Source organism: Levilactobacillus angrenensis (assembly GCF_003946085.1).
GTDB classification, from domain to species: domain Bacteria; phylum Bacillota; class Bacilli; order Lactobacillales; family Lactobacillaceae; genus Levilactobacillus; species Levilactobacillus angrenensis.
This window is the reverse complement of record NZ_RHOB01000001.1, coordinates 126193-147103: the sequence shown is the minus strand read 5'-3', so window position 1 is coordinate 147103 and position 20911 is coordinate 126193. Positions and strand designations below refer to the sequence as shown.

The 20911-nt window shown below is 51.9% G+C and carries 17 protein-coding genes; 9 read left to right on the top strand and 8 right to left on the bottom strand.

From position 1 onward, the window contains the following. The first annotated feature begins 52 nt into the window (after positions 1-52). Together EKM83_RS00635 and EKM83_RS00630 are read left to right on the top strand one after the other, a co-directional pair. On the top strand, positions 53-319 hold the full coding sequence (locus EKM83_RS00635; RefSeq protein ID WP_125574715.1) for a hypothetical protein: 267 nt from the start codon (positions 53-55) through the stop codon (positions 317-319). Between the two features lie 130 nt (positions 320-449). Further along, on the top strand, positions 450-1133 hold the full coding sequence (locus EKM83_RS00630) for a YjjG family noncanonical pyrimidine nucleotidase (RefSeq protein WP_125574714.1): 684 nt from the start codon (positions 450-452) through the stop codon (positions 1131-1133). On the opposite strand, the gene EKM83_RS00625 is transcribed toward EKM83_RS00630, so the two are convergent. From EKM83_RS00625 to rpmH, 8 genes are all read right to left on the bottom strand, one after another. Further along, on the bottom strand, positions 1130-1381 hold the full coding sequence (locus EKM83_RS00625; protein ID WP_191987386.1) for a type II toxin-antitoxin system Phd/YefM family antitoxin: 252 nt from the start codon (positions 1379-1381) through the stop codon (positions 1130-1132). The two genes, EKM83_RS00630 and EKM83_RS00625, sit on opposite strands and share 4 nt — an antisense overlap. Before the next feature lie 41 nt (positions 1382-1422). Then, a complete protein-coding gene (locus tag EKM83_RS00620) occupies positions 1423-1830 on the bottom strand; it encodes a hypothetical protein (RefSeq protein WP_125574713.1) in 408 nt (135 codons plus the stop codon). A 284-nt stretch (positions 1831-2114) separates the two neighbouring features. Beyond that, positions 2115-4025, bottom strand: a complete 1911-nt coding sequence (gene mnmG, locus EKM83_RS00615) for a tRNA uridine-5-carboxymethylaminomethyl(34) synthesis enzyme MnmG (RefSeq protein WP_125574712.1) — start codon at positions 4023-4025, stop codon at positions 2115-2117. A 394-nt stretch (positions 4026-4419) separates the two neighbouring features. Then, a complete protein-coding gene (gene mnmE / locus EKM83_RS00610; RefSeq protein WP_125574711.1) occupies positions 4420-5814 on the bottom strand; it encodes a tRNA uridine-5-carboxymethylaminomethyl(34) synthesis GTPase MnmE in 1395 nt (464 codons plus the stop codon). A gap of 221 nt (positions 5815-6035) precedes the next feature. Continuing rightward, positions 6036-6812 carry an RNA-binding cell elongation regulator Jag/EloR gene (gene jag, locus EKM83_RS00605; protein ID WP_125574710.1) on the bottom strand — a complete coding sequence of 259 codons (777 nt, stop codon included), beginning with the start codon at positions 6810-6812 and terminating at the stop codon, positions 6036-6038. Between the two features lie 636 nt (positions 6813-7448). Then, positions 7449-8282, bottom strand: coding sequence for a membrane protein insertase YidC (gene yidC / locus EKM83_RS00600; RefSeq protein ID WP_225418600.1), 834 nt, complete (start codon positions 8280-8282; stop codon positions 7449-7451). 11 nt (positions 8283-8293) lie between these two features. Beyond that, a complete protein-coding gene (gene rnpA, locus EKM83_RS00595; protein WP_125574709.1) occupies positions 8294-8650 on the bottom strand; it encodes a ribonuclease P protein component in 357 nt (118 codons plus the stop codon). Between the two features lie 96 nt (positions 8651-8746). Continuing rightward, positions 8747-8881 (bottom strand): 50S ribosomal protein L34, encoded by a 135-nt coding sequence (gene rpmH / locus EKM83_RS00590; protein ID WP_081624573.1) that lies wholly within the window; start codon positions 8879-8881, stop codon positions 8747-8749. A gap of 540 nt (positions 8882-9421) precedes the next feature. Here rpmH and dnaA point away from each other — a divergent pair. The 7 genes from dnaA (at position 9422) to EKM83_RS00555 (ending at position 20694) form a co-directional block, all read left to right on the top strand. After that, entirely contained in the window at positions 9422-10780 is a 1359-nt protein-coding gene (dnaA, locus tag EKM83_RS00585) for a chromosomal replication initiator protein DnaA (protein WP_125574708.1), read from the top strand. 272 nt (positions 10781-11052) lie between these two features. Continuing rightward, positions 11053-12192 (top strand): DNA polymerase III subunit beta, encoded by a 1140-nt coding sequence (gene dnaN, locus EKM83_RS00580; RefSeq protein ID WP_125574707.1) that lies wholly within the window; start codon positions 11053-11055, stop codon positions 12190-12192. A gap of 434 nt (positions 12193-12626) precedes the next feature. Further along, positions 12627-12854: a S4 domain-containing protein YaaA gene (gene yaaA, locus EKM83_RS00575; protein WP_125574706.1), complete on the top strand. Its 228-nt coding sequence runs from the start codon at positions 12627-12629 to the stop codon at positions 12852-12854. Then, positions 12854-14002 carry a DNA replication/repair protein RecF gene (recF, locus tag EKM83_RS00570; protein ID WP_125574705.1) on the top strand — a complete coding sequence of 383 codons (1149 nt, stop codon included), beginning with the start codon at positions 12854-12856 and terminating at the stop codon, positions 14000-14002. The genes yaaA and recF overlap by 1 nt, the downstream gene beginning before the upstream one ends. Before the next feature lie 3 nt (positions 14003-14005). Further along, positions 14006-15952, top strand: coding sequence for a DNA topoisomerase (ATP-hydrolyzing) subunit B (gyrB, locus tag EKM83_RS00565; RefSeq protein ID WP_125574704.1), 1947 nt, complete (start codon positions 14006-14008; stop codon positions 15950-15952). An 88-nt stretch (positions 15953-16040) separates the two neighbouring features. Further along, positions 16041-18539, top strand: a complete 2499-nt coding sequence (gyrA, locus tag EKM83_RS00560; RefSeq protein ID WP_125574782.1) for a DNA gyrase subunit A — start codon at positions 16041-16043, stop codon at positions 18537-18539. A gap of 319 nt (positions 18540-18858) precedes the next feature. Beyond that, the gene (locus EKM83_RS00555) at positions 18859-20694 is read left to right on the top strand and encodes a bifunctional metallophosphatase/5'-nucleotidase (protein WP_125574703.1); all 1836 of its coding nucleotides are present in this window, start codon (positions 18859-18861) and stop codon (positions 20692-20694) included. Positions 20695-20911 lie beyond the last annotated feature (217 nt).

The window sequence follows — 20911 nt, the reverse complement described above, 5'->3', positions numbered from 1 at the left end:
ATTAATTTATAATTCTTCTCAGACGATTGTCAGATGAAATGAGGTGAACCGGATGACTCAAGAACGTTACCCTACGACCCCGCTCAAGATTGGCGTCACGATTCTAACGCTGGTCATGTTACTAGCGATGCTGCTGGTACCCGATCCCGTGGTCGTTGCCTTTCTATGTTTTAGCTCGCTGATTACAGCGATGATCCATTTCAACGTCTTCGAAAGCAGCGCGGACACGAACCCGCTCAACCGTATCGACCTGGCTATTCAGGTCACTTATCTCGTGGCCTCGGTCGCTAAGGCCTTCATCATTGGTGGCCACGCCTAATCACCCGCAAGTAAAAATCCCCAACGCAATCCGGCACCCTTAGGTGGCCAGTTGCGTTGGGGATTTTCGTTTTGCTTGTCACACCAACTGTATGCTAAACTCAGTAAAACATTTCTGAAAGGTGACCCGCATGAAAAAATACGCAATCTTTGACTTAGACGACACCCTCCTGGACTTTAGCCGGGGCGAAACCGAAGGCATCACGCAAATCTTCCAGGAAAATGGCGTCACGAATATCGCTTCATTAATGCAGACCTATCTGACCATCAACCATGATATTTGGCATCAGATCGAACAGGGCGCTGACCGGGGTCCCCTGCTGGACACGCGGTTTGCCCGGACGTTTGCGACCGTGGGGCTCAGCGTCGACAGCATCGCACTGGAGCGCGAATACAAGGCCATGCTCGCCCACAATTACTACACGTTACCTGGGGCCAGTGACCTGCTGACTCACCTGAAACAGGCTGGGATCACCATCATCGTGGCCACCAACGGGACCAAGTCGGTGCAAGAAAGTCGGCTGGCTGGGGCGGGGATCACGCCTTACTTCGACCAGGTTTTCATTTCCGAAGACCTGGGCTATGACAAACCCGATCAGCGGTTCTTCGCGCCCATCTTTGCCGCCTATCCCGAACTCACCCGCGCCAACGCCTTGATGATTGGCGACAGCCTGCGCTCAGACATCTTGGGCGCGCGCAATGCGGGGCTGGATAACGTTTGGTACAATCCGCACCAATTGACCAACACCAGCGCAGTCGTGCCGACTTACGAGGCCCATGACTTCACTGACCTCGCCCAGTTGCTGTTGGCTTAGCCCCACTCCATGCGGTCCATCGTCGTCCGTTCGAAGCGCCGCGGTGTCGGGGCCAGATGCGGCGGCAATGGCTGCTCCAAAAAGGCCAGTTGTGACAAGGCTTCCCACTCGCTTTTCGGCAAAATGACCGCGGCTTTAGCGTCGTCGCCGTCGGTCGGTGTGATCACTACGGTTTCTTGTAGCCGGTGAACGGCGGCTAGAATCAATTCCAGATCCTGTTGCGCGGCTAGCGGCGTATAGTGTTTCAAATGAACTCCCCCTTTAAAAATCCCCGTTTTCCCCGGGTAAACTAAACGGTCCCGTCAGACCAGCCGGCTAACCGGAGCAAGGTCCCCACCAGGACCAGACCTAACAATAATTGACTACTGACTAAATACTGTGCTTGGCGCTGCCACAAAATCCGACTGGCACTGGGGTACTGACGCTGACGGCGTTGCAGCCAGCCCATCACCAGCGCCATCACATCGACGAGCAGTAACAGGCTAACCACGCGGGCGTTGAGCCAGGCCGGTTGCCACACCCCCACTGCCACGTAGCCTAGACCTAGAAAAAATAGGCCATGATAAATCGTGCGGTTGCGGGCCCGTTGCCCGGTCAGGTGACCGCCGCGCTGGCGCAACTGCTGTAAGAGCCGCTGGTAGTGCCAGTGACTGATAATGGCCAAACTAATTCCCAGTATCAATAAACTTGTTTGCATCGGTCCACCTCTTCACAGGAACACCTGGCGTCCCCGGAAATAATCATCCCCTCAGCAGTTCTCAGAGAACCGGGAGTGACGCGAAATTTCCCAGCCAGCCGATTTCGTCAGCAGCGCGTAACTTCTCTTAAGTCTACCGAACCTACATGTCATTTCTGCAACGAATAGGTAAAGGTTTTGTATAATTAATTTTTATTCTTAATAATAGTTATTAGTAATTATTAGTAACAAAAAAGGGATGTGCCTGGGACTTCGTTGTCCCGGGCGCATCCCTTTTGGGTTGGTTAATCGACCTTGGCAATCTTTCCCTGCTCGATGTACACGCTCAAAATCGCGATATCGGCGGGATTGACACCACTAATTCGACTGGCCTGTGCCAGTGTTTCTGGTTGGATCTTCTTTAATTTTTGATGGGCTTCCGTGGCCAATCCGTCGATCGCATCGTAGTCGATCTTGGCGGGGATGGCTTTGGCCTCCATCCGCTTCAACTTAGCGACGTTGTCCTCAGCCTTCTTGATGTAGCCAGCATACTTCAAGGAAATTTCAATCTCCTCGACGATGTGTCGGTCCAGTGGTTGGGCTGGGGCGGGGATGAACTGCAGCAAGGTCTGGTAGTCCACGTATGGCCGCCGTAAGAAGACTGCGGCGACAACGCCATCTTGCAACGGCTTGTCCCCATGGCTTTCGATAAACGCATTGATCTCGGCACTTGGCTTGATTCGAATGCTGTTGAGCCGGTCGATTTCGTCCTTGAGGGCCGCCTTCTTGGCTAAGAATTCAGCGTAGCGTTCGTCGCTGATCAGGCCCAGTTCATGACCCTTGGCCGTCAACCGCAAGTCAGCGTTGTCGTGACGCAAGATCAACCGGTATTCGGCCCGACTGGTCAACAGCCGGTAAGGTTCGTTCGTCCCCTTGGTCACCAGGTCATCGACCATGACGCCGATATACGCATCAGAGCGCTTTAGCGTGAAGCCAGGCTTACCTTGAGCCCGTAAACCGGCGTTGATCCCGGCTAAGAGGCCTTGACCAGCAGCTTCTTCGTACCCTGACGTCCCGTTCGTTTGGCCCGCCGTAAAGAGATTCTTCAGTGGCTTGGTCTCTAACGTTGGCCGCAATTGGTAAGGGGAGACCACGTCATATTCGATGGCATAGCCCGGCCGCATCATTTGCGCGTCTTCCAGGCCCTTGATGGAGTGTAAAATCTTTTGTTGCACTTCTTCTGGCATGGAGGTCGACAACCCTTGCACGTACCATTCGTCCGTCTTACGGCCTTCTGGCTCTAAGAAGAGTTGGTGGCGAGGCTTGTCGGCGAAACGCACGATCTTGTCTTCAATGGATGGGCAGTAGCGCGGGCCGACCCCTTCGATCACGCCGGTAAACATCGGGGCGCGGTCCAAATTGGCCTTGATGATTTCATGAGTCTTTTGGTTGGTGTAAGTCAGCCAGCAAGACAACTGGTTTTTCAAGTCCAAATAGGCGCTGTCGGGGGTGGTGAAGCTAAAGTGGTTGGGTGCCTCATCCCCTGGCTGTTCTTCGGTCTCATCGTAGTGGATCGTGTTGCCATCGACCCGTGGTGGCGTCCCGGTCTTGAACCGTTCCAGGTCAAAGCCGTACTTAGGCAAATTAGCCGTCAGCTTAGTGGCTGGCTGGGAGTTGTTGGGACCAGAAGAATACATCAGTTCCCCGATGATGATCTTGCCTCGCGCCGCCGTGCCGGCCGCAATAACGACGGACTTGGCACTGTAGTGAGCGCCGGTATTGGTGATGACCCCTTTGCAGACGCCATCTTCGACGATCAAATCATCCACGATCCCCTGACGCAAGGTCAAGTTAGGTTCGCGTTCGATGGTGTGCTTCATTTCTGCGTGGTAGGCGTGCTTGTCAGCTTGCGCCCGCAATGCACGGACGGCCGGGCCTTTCCCGGTGTTGAGCATCCGCATTTGGACGTAGGTCTTATCAATGTTGCGGCCCATTTCGCCACCCAAAGCATCGATTTCGCGGACGACGATTCCCTTAGCCGGGCCCCCCACGGATGGGTTACATGGCATAAACGCCACCATATCCAGGTTGATCGTCATCAACAACGTCTTGTTACCCATTCGTGCGGCAGCCAAGGCAGCCTCACTTCCCGCGTGGCCGGCACCAACGACGATTACGTCGTAGTCCTGGCCGGGGTATGCAATTACTTCAGTCATGGTTCTTTCCCTCCATGTCTAGCCGCTAAACGGTTAAACGATCTCTTTTACATTTCTAAGTTTGTTAATTTCAACTACATTATGCCAGGCTGGTCGCCTACCGTTCGCCCAATATGGGCTGGAACGCGGTGGGCGGACCGAACGAGCCAAAGAGCGGTCTCGTTCTCGCTTTGCGCCGAAAATCACGTCTCAAAGACGCCAGGAATGGCGCCAGCTACGACGACGGTGTTGACTGCCGTTTTGGGGGCGTCTACAGCTTGGGACGTCTTTGACCCGTGACACTTGCGGAGCTTCAAGGCGAGATGGTAGCCCGCTTTTTGCCTAGAATCGTTCCCCATAGCAGGCAGAATTCCTGACAGCCGCAGGCGACCAGCTCACATTTCTGTTTCCCTGCTTATTTGCCCAGGCAGAATTGGCTGAATAGTTGGTCGAGCAGTTCATCTTGGTAGCTATCGCCGGTGATCTCGCCCAGTAGATCCCAGGCGCGGGTCATGTCGATTTGGACCAAGTCGACGGGCATCCCCGCCGCAATACCGCTTTGTACGTCCGTCAAAGCGTCACTGGCTTGGTGCAACAGCCCGATGTGGCGGGCGTTGGTGACCATCACCGTGTTTTGACTGGACTCGATTCCCTCATCAAAGAACATGTGGGCAATCGTCGACTCCAATTGATCCATCCCCGTACTCTGCAGGATGGACGTTTCAATAATCGGACTGTCCTTGGCTTCAGCCTTAACCGCTGCCATGTCTAGTTGATTTGGTAAATCGGTCTTGTTTAAAATAAGAATCCGTTGCGTATCCTGTGTCGCTTGCAACAGCTCGCGGTCCTCATCCGTCAGTGGTTCGCTGGCGTTTAAGACCAGCATGACCAAATCGGCCGTGTTGATGGCCTTGCGGGAACGTTCCACCCCAATCTTTTCGACCTTGTCTTGGGTGTCGCGAATTCCCGCCGTGTCGATCAGCTTCAGAGGCACGCCCTTGACGTTGACGTATTCCTCAATCACGTCACGGGTGGTCCCGGCCACGTCGGTCACGATGGCCTTATCTTCGTGGAGCAAGTGGTTCAACAAACTACTCTTCCCCACGTTCGGGCGGCCGACGATGGCTGTGGCCAAGCCTTCACGCAAGACCTTGCCTTGCTTAGCGGTAGCCAGTAAAACCTTGATCTGCTTTTGGACCTCTTGGGCCTTTTCCAACAGCATCTTCGTCGTCATCGTTTCCACGTCATCATATTCGGGATAGTCGATATTGACCTCTACTTGTGCCAGTGCATCTAGGATGTCTTGCCGCAAATTACGAATCAATTTAGACAAATCACCGTCTAGTTGGTCTAAAGCCACCTTCATTGACTTGTCTGTTTTAGCCCGAATCAGATCCATGACGGATTCGGCTTGGGTCAAATCGATCCGACCGTTCAAGAAGGCGCGCTTGGTGTATTCACCAGGTTCCGCTAACCGAGCCCCGTAGCTCAAGCACAGCTGCAAGATCCGGTTAGTGGCCACGATACCACCGTGACAGTTGATCTCAATGATATCTTCTTTGGTATAGGTCTTTGGTGCCCGCATGACGGTCACCATGACCTCATCGACCTCTTCATTGGTTTCTGGGTCGACGATGTGGCCGTAGTGAATCGTGTGACTGGCCACTTGCGTCAGGTCAGCCCCCTTAAACAACTTTCCGGCAACGGCAAAGACTTCTTCACCGCTCAACCGAATGATGGCAATGCCCCCCTCACCAGGTGGGGTCGAAATTGCCGCAATGGTATCAAATTCTGTGGTCGTGACTGCCATGAGCCATCCTCCTTTTTTCGTTTTACCCTCGCCTACGCGGCCGGCTTGCCGAACTCTGCCGTACAAACGGACCGGGCGTATCATTTAACGCCATAAAAAAAAGCACCTACTCCACGCCACCTAACTCTGCGTGGATAAAGTACTTTCACTACTTTATCGTAAACTTGATAAGAATGATTGTCTTCACTATAAGGGCTAACGGCCCATTTGTCAAACCTAAACTATGCTGGTTCAATCACAACCGCGCGGTGCGGCTCTTTACCGGCCGAATAAGTGCTGACGTAACGGTTCTTAGCCAGGACCGCGTGAATCTGTTTGCGCTCAAATGATGGCATCGGGTCCAAATAAATCGGCTTGCCGGTCGCCACGACTTCGCGGGCGGTACTCTCCGCCAGCCGGGTCAACGTCGCCGTCCGTCGTTCCCGATATCCCGCAACATCCAGTACCACGTCCACGTGGGCCGCGCCGTGATGATTCAAGTATAACTGGGCCAAACTTTGCAGGGCATTGATCGTCCGGCCGTGCTTCCCAATCAGGAGACCTTCCTTGTCGGTGGTAAAGGCCAGGTGAATCTGCCGGTGGGCCGTGTTCTCGACGTCTAACGTGGCGTCAATGCCCAGTTGGTCAACAATCGTCGCCAAGTAGTCCTGCACGCCTTCAATGGCCGCCTGACGCTGCTGACGGCGTTTGGCGGGGTCAACAGTTGGTTGGACCGGTTTAGGCGTGGCGGAGGCCGGTTGCGCCTTCACGAACGGCTTCGGCGTTGGCTGAGCCTTCACTACCGGCTTCTTCGGGGCGGGCTGCTGGGTCGGTCGCGCCATTTCCTTAGCGACCGGCTTGAGCGTGACGTCGACCATCGCATCGCGTTTACCAATGCCAAATAAGCCCTTACGCGGGGTAGCAACCACCTTCGTTATCACTTGGTCGCGGCTGGTGTTGAGCGCCGCCACACCTGCAGCAATCGCCGCTGCTTCCGTTTTCCCCGTGTAGATCGTCATCGTCCATTCCTCCATGTCTTTTTCGCTAAAATTTAGTATACCATACGTGGCCACTGACCAGTTGTGGTTTCCTTCACACTGACTAGATTTCCCGTTAAGTCTACCAGACCGCCTTACCGTTCGCTAGAGATGAGTTGGTCCGCTGCGGGCGTCGGTCCAAGCCAAAGGACGGTCTTGGACCTCAGCTTGAAGCCGAAAACCGCGTCTCCAAGTTGCCAGTTCCCTAAGCGCCGTGAACCGTGCCGCTAAGGGAACCCCCACAGCTGAACTCATCTCTAGCGAACTCTCGGCTACGGTGGTAGCTACCAATGAATACCTCTTCACCCCGAGACAACGGTACTCGGTCAACTGCACGTCCCGGACTTCCTCTTGAGCAGGCGATATCCTGGCTAATGCAAGTATTTTAGCCGATTTTAGGGGTTAGGATACTGGTATTTCAAGATTCAGCGAATTAGCGTTACTTTCAACCCGCAGCCAAAAACTAAGAAATCCTTAAGTCACATCGCTGACAGGTTACAAAAATCAATTTCATTTCGTTAGTAACAGTATAGCCATCTGAAAGGAGGTGAGCGCCACGACTAAAAAAAGCCGCCCAGCACATGGCCTGGCGACTTGAGAAATGCATTTTTTCAGGTATTACTTGCGTTTGCTTTGCTTGGCCCGCCGAATTGCTTTCTTAACGGCGCGGTCGTGCTTAGCCTTTTCCTTTTGTTTCTCATCACGTTCCGCTTGAATCTTCCACGGATTTTGGATGAGCAGGGTTTGACCCACTTGGAAAATGTAGGAAATCGTCCAGTACAACGACAAGGATGATGGGACGTTCAAGGCGGTAAAGAAGACCACCACGGGCATCCCCACGACCATCATCGTGTTCATGGAATTGGTTTCCGGTGCTGACTTAGTCGTTAACCACGAACTAGCGAACGTGGCCAAGGCGGCTAAGATCGGCAAAATGAAGTACGGGTCCTTGTGGCCCAATTGTAACCACAAGAAAGTCCCGGACCGCAGAACGGCCGTCCGCCAAATGGCCTGGTACAAAGCCCAGATGATTGGCAGTTGGACCAACGCTGGTAAACAGCCCATTAACGGGTTGATGCCGGCTTCCGAATACAGCTTCTGCTGCTCGGATTGCAGCTTGGCCATCGTTTCGCGGTCTTTAGACGAATATTTCTTTTGCAGAGCCTTAAGTTGGGGCTGGACCTCTTGGGTCTTCCGCATGCTACGCGTTTGGAAGATCATCAGTGGCATCAAGATCACCCGAATGATAATGGTGAACACGATGATACCGACACCATAACTGCCGCCGAACAAGTTGGCCAACCAGATAATCGCCCGCGAGAAGTTTAAGACGATCAGGCCGTCCCAGATCCCGGTACTTTGATTGGTGATTGGTTTATTGCTACAAGCGGAGAGGATAAACACCAGACTGACAATGCCCAGCATGAGTAGGGTACGTTTGTACTTTTTCACGTTTTTCACGTTTATTCCTCGCTATAATTGGAATCCAACAGTTTCGCTAACTTCAACACGTGGACCATACTGCTTTTCGCGTCGGGCATGCTAATGCCGTCAGCCCGGGGCCGAGCGATCACGAGGAAATCCACATCTTGTTTCAGATACGGCTTCAACTCGAGCAGGCTCTGGCGGATCCGGCGCTTCACCCAGTTACGGTGAACGGCGTTACCAATTTTTTTACCGACGGAAATGCCGACCCGAAAGTGTTTCTGGTCAGGTTTAGCCATTGAGTAGACCACGAATTGCCGATTGGCGACTGAGTTCCTGGTTTCAAAGACCTGCTGAAATTCCGCTTCTTTCTTAATGCGGTAAGATTTTCGCATGTGCATCTCCAAAGTTCTCGATTTTGCAGTCCGCGCGGGATTGGTGATCCAGTCTCCCCGCAGATAAAATAAAAAGACCACTGAAGCTTCAGCGGCCTATGCAGACAATACTTTACGTCCCTTTTGACGGCGACGTGCTAATACTTGACGGCCATTGCTAGTGCTCATCCGCTTGCGGAAGCCGTGGACACGTGAACGGTGACGTTTCTTTGGTTGGAAAGTGCGCTTCATCGTAAAATCTCCTCTCTTAACTATGACTATTTATTTTTTATCTGGGAAGCCCAGACAAATACTAAATGCATTTCCTGAACATATTAGCATAAAAATCCGCAGAATGAAACCTTAACTTGGGATTTCACGAAAAAAATTGTGGGGACAAAAATTTGTTTCATGCACTTTGCTTGTGGATAAGTTGCTATTTCAGAAAAAGTTATTCGGGAGTTGCCAACCGAGTTATCCACCGTTCCACAGGCTGTTTATTTTCTAAAATTGGGGAATGTGATTTCTGTGGATAACTTGTGAAACACTTGATACTGTCACGTTTGTAATCCACAGTAGCCTGTGCATAACTGATTTGACTGAAGATTATCCACAGATTTTCTCGTCCCTGTGGAAAACTCAATTCACTTTCTGTGAAACAATTATGCACAGGTCTAAATACCCTGTGGAAAACTTTTTTTCTTCATGCTACACTGGACTTACGTTTTCTTTTGGGCGGAGTCCGTCCAAAAGTTCAATGAGCTTTCTAAACTAAAATAGGGGGATACCTCAGTGCCAGATATGTTAACTTTGTGGACTGATATCAAAGCGTTGTTTGAAGAAAACAACTCAAAGACGGCCTACTCGACCTGGATCGAAACCGCCAAGCCGATTGCCCTAAACGGCAATAAATTAACGTTGGAACTCCCATCACCCCTGCATCGTGATTACTGGACCCATCAACATCTGGACCAGCAATTGGTAGAATACGCATACCAAGCCGCTCACGAAGATATTCAGCCCGTCCTCATCTTAGAGGGGGAACGCCAGCAACAAGCGACGCTCAAGGCCAAGACGGCCACCCCTGGAGAAACGGTGACGACTGAACCGACGCCGACCTTTATGAAGGAAACGGCGCTTAATTCTCGCTACACGTTTGACACGTTCGTCATCGGCAAAGGCAACCAAATGGCCCATGCTGCGGCCCTGGTCGTCTCAGAAGAACCCGGCGTGATGTACAATCCGCTGTTCTTTTATGGTGGCGTCGGGTTGGGCAAGACCCACTTGATGCACGCGATTGGCAACAAAATGTTGGAAGATCGCCCCGACACCAAGGTCAAATACGTGACTAGCGAGGCCTTCACGAATGACTTTATCAATGCGATTCAAACCCGGACGCAGGAGCAGTTTCGTCAGGAGTACCGCAACGTTGACTTACTGCTAGTTGATGATATTCAGTTCTTCGCTAATAAGGAAGGAACGCAAGAAGAGTTCTTCCATACTTTTAATGCCCTCTACGACGATGGCAAGCAAATCGTGCTGACGTCCGACCGGCTGCCTAACGAGATTCCCAAGCTTCAAGACCGCTTAGTCTCGCGGTTTGCCTGGGGATTATCCGTTGACATCACGCCACCGGACCTCGAAACACGGATCGCCATTCTCCGCAACAAGGCCGATGCCGATCAAATCGACATCCCCGATGACACGCTCAGCTACATCGCCGGCCAGATCGACTCTAACGTGCGGGAGCTGGAAGGGGCTTTGGCCCGCGTCCAAGCTTACTCCCAATTGATGCATCAGCCGATCACCACTGACTTGGCGGCCGAAGCGCTCAAGAGTTTGAATTTAGCCAACGCCAGCGATGCGGTCACGATTCCCGTGATCCAAGACCGCGTGGCCAACTATTTCAACGTCTCGCTCAAAGATCTCAAGGGCAAGAAACGTAAAAAGGCCATCGTCATGCCCCGGCAGATTGCGATGTACCTGTCCCGTGAACTCACGGAGGCTTCCTTACCCCGTATCGGCAACGAATTCGGCGGTAAAGACCACACGACCGTGATCCACGCCTACGACAAGATCACAGAAATTTTAAAGACCGATGCCCAGCTGCAAAAAGACATCGACAGCTTAAAAGATGAATTGCGGCACTAGGACGGTTAGATCGTCGCTGGTCACCCAGTAATCGGCAGACTCGCGACGGTCTTTTTGTGACCAGTTGCGGTATGATAAAAACAGGTGACCACAGCGTGTGTGGATAAATTTCGAAAAAGGTCAAAGTTTTCCACAAGTTATCCACAGGTGGAAAGTCTAATCTCACAGCCTGTTTCTCAAAGTTATCCACAGAATACACCGCTCTACTACGGCTACTATTTTTTCTTTTAATTAAGTTAAACCACACGCACCATGAAAAGGAGTGTCAGTTTATGAAATTCACCATCAACCGGGCCGCGTTCGTCAAGGAACTGAACAACGTCTCCCGGGCCATCTCTTCAAAGACGACGATTCCCATTTTGACGGGACTTAAAATCGTGGCCAGTGACGCTGGGTTACTTTTAACCGGGTCCAACGCCGATATTTCGATTGAAACGTTGATTCGGGCCGATGATCCTGACTTGGGCTTATCCATTGATGAACCCGGTTCGATCGTGTTAACGGCGCGGTTCTTCAGTGAAATCGTTAAACGCTTGCCCGAAAAGGAAATGACGGTCACCGTCAAAGACGGCTTCCAAACTGAAATCACGTCCGGGGCCGCCGCCTTTAACATCAATGGTCAAGATGCCAATAACTATCCGCATTTGCCAGAGATCGACGCGGCAGATTCCGTCGTCTTGTCCGGTGCTGTCTTCAAGGAATTGATTGGCCAAACGGTTATTGCCGTGTCCAACCAGGAGAGTCGGCCGATCTTGACCGGGGTCCACTTCGTCTTGTCCGACAACCAATTTTTGGCGGTCGCCACGGATAGTCACCGGTTGAGCCAACGGCAAATTGAATTGCCAACGCCTAGTGACGCAACGTTTGATGTCATCATTCCCGGGAAGAGTCTGACGGAATTGTCCCGGATGATCGGGGATGACGACGCCGACGTGAAGATGCAATTCTCCGAAAACCAAGTGCTGTTCCTGTTGGGCGACACGTCGTTTTACTCCCGCTTGCTGGAAGGTAACTACCCCGATACGTCGCGGTTGATCCCTAAGGAAGCGTCCACGACCGTTGAATTCGAAGCACCAGAATTGTTGGCTGCCGTCGAACGGGCCTCGCTGTTGTCTCACGAATCGCGGAACAACGTGGTCAAGTTAACGTTGACGCCAGCGGACAACCAAGTCACCATCTTCAGTAATTCCCCAGATGTCGGGAATGTGGAAGAAGACTTGGCACCTAAGGAATTGGATGGCGAGGACCTCGAAATCTCGTTCAACCCTGATTACATGAAAGACGCGCTCCATTCCTTTGGTCAAAGTACGATTCGCGTTGCGTTTACCTCGGCCTTGCGACCATTTACCCTGGTCCCAACCGAAGACACCAGCAACTTCATTCAGTTGATCACGCCGGTGCGGACGTTCTAGCAAATTTCACAAGCCATTTCACAAGCAAATTCACAAGCGTCGTGCCGAGTTGTCGGGCGGCGCTTTTTGTTTGGGCAAGACTGCCGAAAAGGGACACCACGGAATGGCAGGGAGCGGTGGTGCGCTAAGTTTAACTAGCCGCAGCCTGTTTTTACAGGCAATTAGCGACTTAATAGTTGCCGGTTAACCGCCTGTGACCCACTCTCAGGCCCCATAAACGGTTAACATAACAATTTTTATGAAAAATCCGGCTAAATTTTGGCGATTTCCGCCGTAACCGGGTTATTTTTGGCTCTGAGCAAATTTACTGGTTTTTTGGCAAAAATATCAAGAACGGCATAAATCGGCTGAGAGGCGAAAAATAAGGTAGTTCAACTGTACCTTTGCGGTAAAAAGCGGTATAATATAAGAGAAGAAAAATAAGGGGTGAAATTGTGAAAAAAGAAGTTTTCATTGAGACGCCCTACATCACTTTAGGCCAGTTACTCAAAGAAGAATCCGTGATCAGTACGGGCGGTCAAGCCAAATGGTATTTGCGGGAAAACACCGTAAATGTCAATGACGAGCCGGATAATCGGCGGGGCCGCAAGCTGTATCCAGGTGATACGGTCGCCGTACCTGAGGCAGGATTATTTTTTATACGCTCAAAGCAGGGTGAATAATGTATTTGCAGGAGTTGCAGTTGCAGCATTTTCGCAACTACCCAAGCGCTGATCTGCAGCTAGGCCGCGGAATCAACGTCTTGTTGGGCGAAAATGCACAGGGTAAAACCAATCTATTAGAGGCCATTTATGTGTTGGCGCTAACGCGTAGTCACCGGACGGCCAACGACCACGATCTCGTCAACTGGCAGGCCAAAACGGCCAAGGTCAGTGGCAAAGTGGTCAAGAGTGCCGGGACGGTGCCGTTAGAGCTGACCTTTTCGCGTCAGGGCAAACGAGCCAAGGTCAATCACCTGGAACAGGCCCGCTTGTCGCAGTACGTGGGGCAGCTCAACGTGATTTTGTTTGCACCGGAAGACTTGGCCATCGTCAAGGGCGCACCATCCGTGCGTCGGCGGTTCATGGACATGGAGTTCGGCCAGATGAATCCGCGCTACCTCTACAATCTGAGCCAGTATCGGACGTTGTTAAAGCAGCGGAATCGCTACTTGAAAGATCTGCAGCACAAACAGAAAAAGGACCTCCTTTTTTTGTCTGTACTGTCTGATCAGTTAGCGGCTTACGGGGCGGAGATCATTGCTCAGCGCTTAAATATGCTACAGAAATTGGAGCATTGGGCCCAGGCGATTCACGCCGAGATCTCGCAGCAACGCGAGGAGTTGACGTTTCACTACGCCACACAGGTCCCCGACGACCAGTTGACGGATGCCAAGACCATTTGTGCGGCGTTAACAGCGCTGTATGCCAAGCAACGCGATAAGGAGCTTTACCAGGGGACGACCCTGGTGGGGCCCCACCGCGACGACTTGCATTTTCAGGTCAACGGCAAGAACGTGCAAACGTTCGGGTCGCAAGGCCAGCAGCGGACCACGGCGCTCAGCGTGAAGTTGGCCGAGATTGATTTGATGAAAGAAGAGACCGGTGAGTATCCCGTCTTATTGTTAGACGACGTGCTCTCCGAACTCGACGATGCCCGGCAGACCCATCTGCTGACGGCAATTCAGGATAAAGTCCAAACGTTTATTACCACCACCAGTCTGAGCGGTATCACCCGCCAGCTGATCAAGGACCCGACCATTTTTCACGTGGCCGCGGGGTCCGTGGTGGCCGACGCGTCGGCAAACGACGCAGCAACAAAGGAGGATTAGGCAGTGGCTGATTACGAACACGAAACCAAAGCAGAACAGGCACGGGAATACGATGCCAGCCAGATTCAAGTCTTAGAGGGCTTGGAAGCGGTCCGGAAACGGCCCGGGATGTACATTGGCTCGACGAGTGCCCAAGGTCTGCACCACTTGGTCTGGGAAATTGTAGATAACGGGATCGATGAAGCCTTGGCGGGCTTTGCCGATGAGATTCACGTGACCGTTAATAAAGATAATAGTGTGACCGTGACGGATAACGGACGGGGGATTCCCATCGATATCCAAAAGAAGACGGGCAAGCCCGCTTTGGAAACGGTCTTCACCATCCTGCACGCCGGGGGTAAATTCGGCGGTGGCGGGTACAAGGTCTCTGGTGGGCTGCACGGGGTTGGTGCGTCCGTCGTGAACGCCCTGTCGACCGAACTGGATGCCCAAGTCATCCGGGGCGGCAAGAAGTACGGCATCACCTTCAATCGTGGCCACGTGGTCACGCCGATGCGGGTGGTCGAAGAGGGCTTACCCGAAGACCAACACGGGACCATCGTGCACTTCTTACCAGACCCAGATATCTTCCGGGATACGACGACGTTTGATATCAAGACGTTGACGACCCGGATTCGGGAACTGGCCTTCTTAAACAAGGGCTTACGCATCACGATTCGTGATGAACGCCCAGAAAAGCCCACGGAAGACGACTTCCTGTACGAAGGTGGGATTCGCCACTACGTTGATTATTTAAACGAAAACAAAGAGACCCTGTTCGAACCCCCAATTTACGTGGAAGGGCAAGAAAACGGGATCACGGTTGAAGTGGCCTTACAATACACTGACGATTATCACAACAACCTGTTGACGTTTACCAACAACATCCACACCTATGAAGGTGGGACCCACGAAGAAGGGTTCAAGCGGGCGTTGACGCGGGTCGTCAATGACTATGCCCGCCAAAACAAGCTGATGAAGGATAACGAAGCCAACCTGACCGGGGATGATGTCCGTGAAGGGTTAACGGCCGTCGTTTCCGTCAAGCACCCGGATCCTCAATTCGAAGGACAGACCAAGACCAAGTTAGGGAACTCAGATGCACGAACGGCCGTGGACCACACGTTTGCCGACCACTTCATGCGTTTCTTGATGGAACACCCTGACGTGGCCAAGAAAATCGTCGACAAGGGGAACTTGGCATCTAAGGCTCGGGTCGCTGCCAAACGCGCTCGGGAAGTCACCCGTAAGAAGAGTGGGTTGGAAATTTCGAACCTGCCGGGGAAATTGGCCGATAACACGTCCAAGGACCCGGAAATCTCCGAACTGTTCATCGTCGAAGGGGACTCCGCCGGTGGGTCAGCTAAGCAAGGCCGTTCGCGGTTGACGCAAGCCATCCTGCCGATTCGGGGGAAGATTTTGAACGTTGAAAAGGCCTCTATGGACCGGATCTTAGCCAACGAAGAAATTCGTTCGCTGTTTACCGCCATGGGGACGGGCTTTGGTAATGATTTTGATGTGGCCAAAGCCAACTATCACAAGCTAATCATCATGACCGATGCCGATGTCGATGGCGCCCACATTCGGACGCTGCTCTTGACGCTGGTCTACCGCTACATGCGGCCATTGCTCGATGCCGGGTACGTTTACATTGCTTGTCCACCACTGTACCGGGTGCGTCAAGGTAAGATGCAACGGTATTTGGACACCGACGATGAATTGAAAGAGTTGCTCGGTCAATTGCCACCAGCACCGAAGCCCCAGATTCAACGGTACAAAGGGTTAGGTGAAATGGATGCCGAACAGCTTTGGGACACGACCATGAATCCGGAGAACCGCCGTTTGCTACGGGTCGACGCGGATGATGCCATCAACGCGGACCAAGTCTTTAGCATGTTGATGGGCGATAAAGTGGCGCCCCGCCGTGAGTTCATCGAGGACAATGCCACCTTTGCTGAGTTGGATGTTTAGTGAGTGTTAGGGAAGAACGGAGGGTAAAAATTTGGCTGATGATCAAAATTATTTAAGTCGGATTACCGACGTTGACCTGTCACAAACGATGCGCTCATCCTTCTTGGATTACGCAATGAGTGTGATTGTTCAACGGGCGTTACCGGACGTGCGGGATGGCTTGAAGCCAGTCCACCGCCGGATTTTGTACGATATGCATGAACTGGGGATTACGCCCGACAAGCCATTCCGGAAATCAGCCCGGATGGTCGGGGATGTCCTCGGGAAATATCATCCGCATGGGGATTCCGCCGTGTACGAATCCATGGTGCGGATGGCGCAAGATTTCTCGTACCGCTACATGTTAGTCGACGGTCACGGGAACTTTGGTTCTGTCGATGGTGATGGGGCCGCCGCCATGCGGTATACCGAAGCACGGTTGAGTAAAATCGCCATGGAAATGCTGCGGGATATCAACAAAGATACGATTGATTTTCAAGATAACTATGATGGGTCCGAACGGGAACCCGTCGTCTTACCATCACGCTTCCCGAACCTGTTAGTCAACGGGGCTTCCGGGATCGCCGTGGGGATGGCGACCAACATTCCGCCACACAACCTGACGGAAGTAATCAGTGCGCTACACATCTTGATGAAGAACCCCGATGCCAGCTTGGCTGAGTTGATGGAGGCCTTACCAGGTCCCGACTTCCCAACCGGTGGGATTGTCATGGGTAAAGCGGCCATTCGCCGGGCTTACGAGACCGGGAAAGGCACCATCACGTTGCGGGCCAAGGTCGATATCGAAGAAGAAAAGAACGGTAAGCAACGAATCGTGGCCACGGAAATTCCGTACATGGTCAACAAGGCCAAGCTGATCGAACGGATCGCTGAATTGGCCCGGGATAAGCGAATCGAAGGCATCACGGATGTCAACGATGAAACCGACCGGACCGGGATGCGCATCGTGATCGACGTGCGCCGGGATGCCAGTGCCGAGGTCATTTTGAACAACCTGTACAAGATGACGTTGATGCAGACGTCATTTGGGATCAACATGTTAGCCATCGTTAACGGTGCGCCTAAAGTGCTGGGCTTAAAGGCCATCTTACAGTACTACTTGGAATTCCAGCTGCAGGTCATCAAGCGTCGGACGGCCTTTGAATTGCGGAAGGCCGAAGCCCGGGCCCACATCCTGGAAGGGTTGCGGATCGCCTTAGACCACATTGATGCCATCATCACGATCATTCGTCAGTCCCAAACGGCGGAAGTCGCGAAGAATGAATTGATGACTCGCTACAGCCTGTCAGACAAGCAATCACAAGCCATTTTGGACATGCGGTTGGTTCGGCTGACCGGTTTGGAACGGGAAAAGGTCGAAAAGGAATACAACGATGTCATGGCGAACATCAAGGACTACAAGGAAATCTTGGCCTCCAAGGAACGCCAACAAGACATCATTTACCAAGAATTATTAGACATTCAAAATAAATTTGGGGATGCTCGTCGGACCGAATTGATGGTCGGCGAAGTCCTCAGTTTGGAAGACGAAGACTTGATCGCCGAAGAAGACGTCGTGGTCTCCTTGACGCACAACGGCTACATCAAGCGGTTACCAACGTCTGAATTTAAGGCCCAAAACCGTGGCGGTAAAGGGGTCCAAGGCATGGGCGTGCACGATGATGACTTCATCGAACACCTCGTGGCGACCTCCACGCACGATATGCTGCTGTTCTTCACCAATACCGGGAAGGTCTACCGGATGAAGGGGTACGAAATCCCTGAATACGGCCGGACTGCCAAGGGGATTCCGGTGATCAACCTGCTGGGTATCAACAATAACGAACACGTTCAGGCGGTTATCAACGTCGCCAATCCGGGCGAAAACGGTAAGCGTGACCTGTTCTTCACGACTGTGCAAGGAACGGTCAAACGGACGCCAGTCGATGAGTTTGCCAATATCCGTAGTAATGGTCTGAAGGCCATCAACTTGAAGGAAAACGACGAACTGATCGACGTGGACATCATCAATGCCGATGCCAACATGATCATTGGGACCCACTTGGGGTACGCCGTCAGCTTTGCGGCGCAAGACGTCCGCTCCATGGGGCGTTCAGCCACGGGTGTCCGCGGGATTCGCCTGCGGGACAGCGACTACGTGATTGGCGCCAGCGTCTTGAAGCCCGATAGTCGTGTGTTTGTCATTTCCGAAAAGGGTTATGGGAAGCAAACGGCCGCTAGCGAATACCCAATCAAGGGCCGTGGTGGTAAAGGAATCAAGACGGTCAACGTAACGACCAAGAACGGGCCGTTAGCTGGCTTGACGACCTTAGACGGTGACGAAGACATTATGTTGGTCACCGACAAAGGGGTTATGATCCGCTTTAGCGGCAGTGACGTTTCCGAAACGGGCCGGGCAACCTTAGGGGTTCACCTGATTCGCTTGGCAGACGACACCAAGGTCGCAACGATGGCTAAGGTCGACAAGGAAGATGACTCCGCCGATGACGATGCCAACGCAGATAGCAGTGCCGCCAGTGAGACGGCACCGGCTACTGCGCCGGACAACGCCACGACGACGCCGGATTCTGATGCGCCGGAAGATTAATTAGATAACGTGTTTTAAAAATTCCTACCAGGTGATTTGAGGTAGGAATTTTTTTGTCTACGTAAATGCGTAAATGATTGAAAGTAAAACGATTAACCCTCAGCGATTGACACAACTGAAAACCCGAAGTATAGCCATTTTCAGCTAGTATTTCCCCAGTAAAAGTTTGGTGTTTCATGGCAACCAACCGGATACATTGCCGGTTTAAAATGACCCGTTGATTTTAATTTAAAAAGGAATTGTTTGTAATAATTTTCACTGATACGCTGAAGATACGGCTATTTACTAGCCACTAGATTTTCAGGGAGGTATTTTTGTTATGGGTAAACATCATTGGCAACATGTCCTAATGGGCACACTGTTAGTGCCAGCATTGATTGCGGGGAGCGGGGAGTTCTCAACGGTCACGGCAAATGCTAAGGCGGTAAAGGTCACGACTAAGACGGACCGTTACGCCGCGCCAACCACACAACCAGGGTATCGTTCGGTGCCGAAGAAATATAAGCAAGCAATTCCGATTCAAGTTCTCGGAATCAATGACTTGCATGGGGGCTTGGAAACGACTGGATCCGTCAATATTGGGACCAAGACCTACGAAGGCGTGGGAACGGTCACGCGGTTAGCGGCGGGTTTAGATCAAGCACAAAACCAATTTAAAAAAGTCCAACACTCTAAGAATACCTTCCGGGTAGAAGCAGGGGACATGGTCGGGGCCTCACCGGCGAACTCGACCCTGTTGGCCCACGAATCAACAATGCACGCGCTAAAAGCCATGAAATTTCAAATCGGAACGTTGGGTAACCACGAATTTGATCATGGCTTGGGCGAGTTCAATCGTATCCTAACGGGGAAGAAGCCTGTAGCGACAGCATCTTCTTTAATTCAGAAGTATCCACACCAAAATTCTAAGATCAAGCTAGTGGTCGCCAACGTGGTCAAGAAGAGTAATCATAAGCGACCTTACGGGTATAAGCCTTACGTGATCAAGACGGTCAAAGCTCACGGTAAGAAGGCTAAGGTGGGGTTCATCGGCATTGAAACGACGGACCTGCCTAGCCTGACGCTCTTGCAAAACTATCAGGATTATCAAATCTTAGATGAAGCGCAGACCATCAAGAAGTATGACCGGATTCTCAATAAGAAGGGGGTCAAAGCGGTGGTCGTCTTAGCCCATACTGGGGTCTCGACTTATGGCAAGCAAACCAGTGGCTCAGCCGTCGATATTTTAAAGAAGGTCAACCAAACCGATCCTAAGAATAACGTCGGACTGTACGTGGCCGGGCATTCTCATCAGTATGCAAATGCGACGGTCGGCAAGACACGGGTCGTTCAGGCAGTCTACACGGGCAAGGCGTACAACAATACGCAAGGGTACATCAATCCCAAGACTGGAAAGTTCATGCGTCTAGTCTCTCACGTATACCCCGTGCTACCGAAGAACCAAGCGCCTAAGGTCAAGGACAACGCCAAAGTCTCGGCTATCGTAGCAGATGCTGATAAACGAGTTGCGCCGCAAGTTAACGCAGTAATTGGCCAAGCTGCGGATGCCACGACGATTACGGGCCGACTCAATAATTCCAAGACGATGGAAAATGCGGCTGGTGAATTGGTCGTTGACGGGCAACTGTATGAGGCTAATAAATTGGGTACCAAGGCTGATTTTGCAATGACCAACAACGGTGGTGTTCGGTCTGACTTAGTCGTTAAACCTGACAAATCAATCACTTGGGGTGCGGCGACAGCTGTTCAACCATTTGGCAATATCTTACAAGTCGTTGAAATGACGGGTCAACAGATCAAGGATGCCTTGAACCAGCAGTATGATGAAAAGCAAGCTTACTACTTACAAATTGCCGGATTACACTACACGTATGCAGACAATCCTGCTGGCGGAGTAGATACGCCATATCAAGTGACAGCAATTACGCAAGCCAACGGGGAGCCGTTAGACATGAGCGCGACGTACAACGTCGTCATCAATGACTTCTTACATGGCGGTGGTGATAACTTTGCGGCCTTCAAGGACACGAAGATCGTTGCCTCAGTTGGCACGGATACGGATACGTTTGTCAATTACATCAAGGATATGACTGCAGCAGGGACACCAGTCCAAGCACCTAAATTAGACCGGAAAGTTTATTTGGGCAGTCATTAAGCAACGGAAAAGCAGCCTGGATGGCTGCTTTTTTGATGGTTGCGGTTAAAAGCCGAGTCTAGCGACTTCTCATACGGTTAGAATTGTATCAGCTTAGCATGGTTTAATTTATAAACGTTATTGCTGGCATTTCCGCGAGTGACTGACTATACTTGGTCTAGACCAAGATGGTCGACAGGTGGTGTCGATGTTGCGCTTAGTTGTGGGTATCATCCGG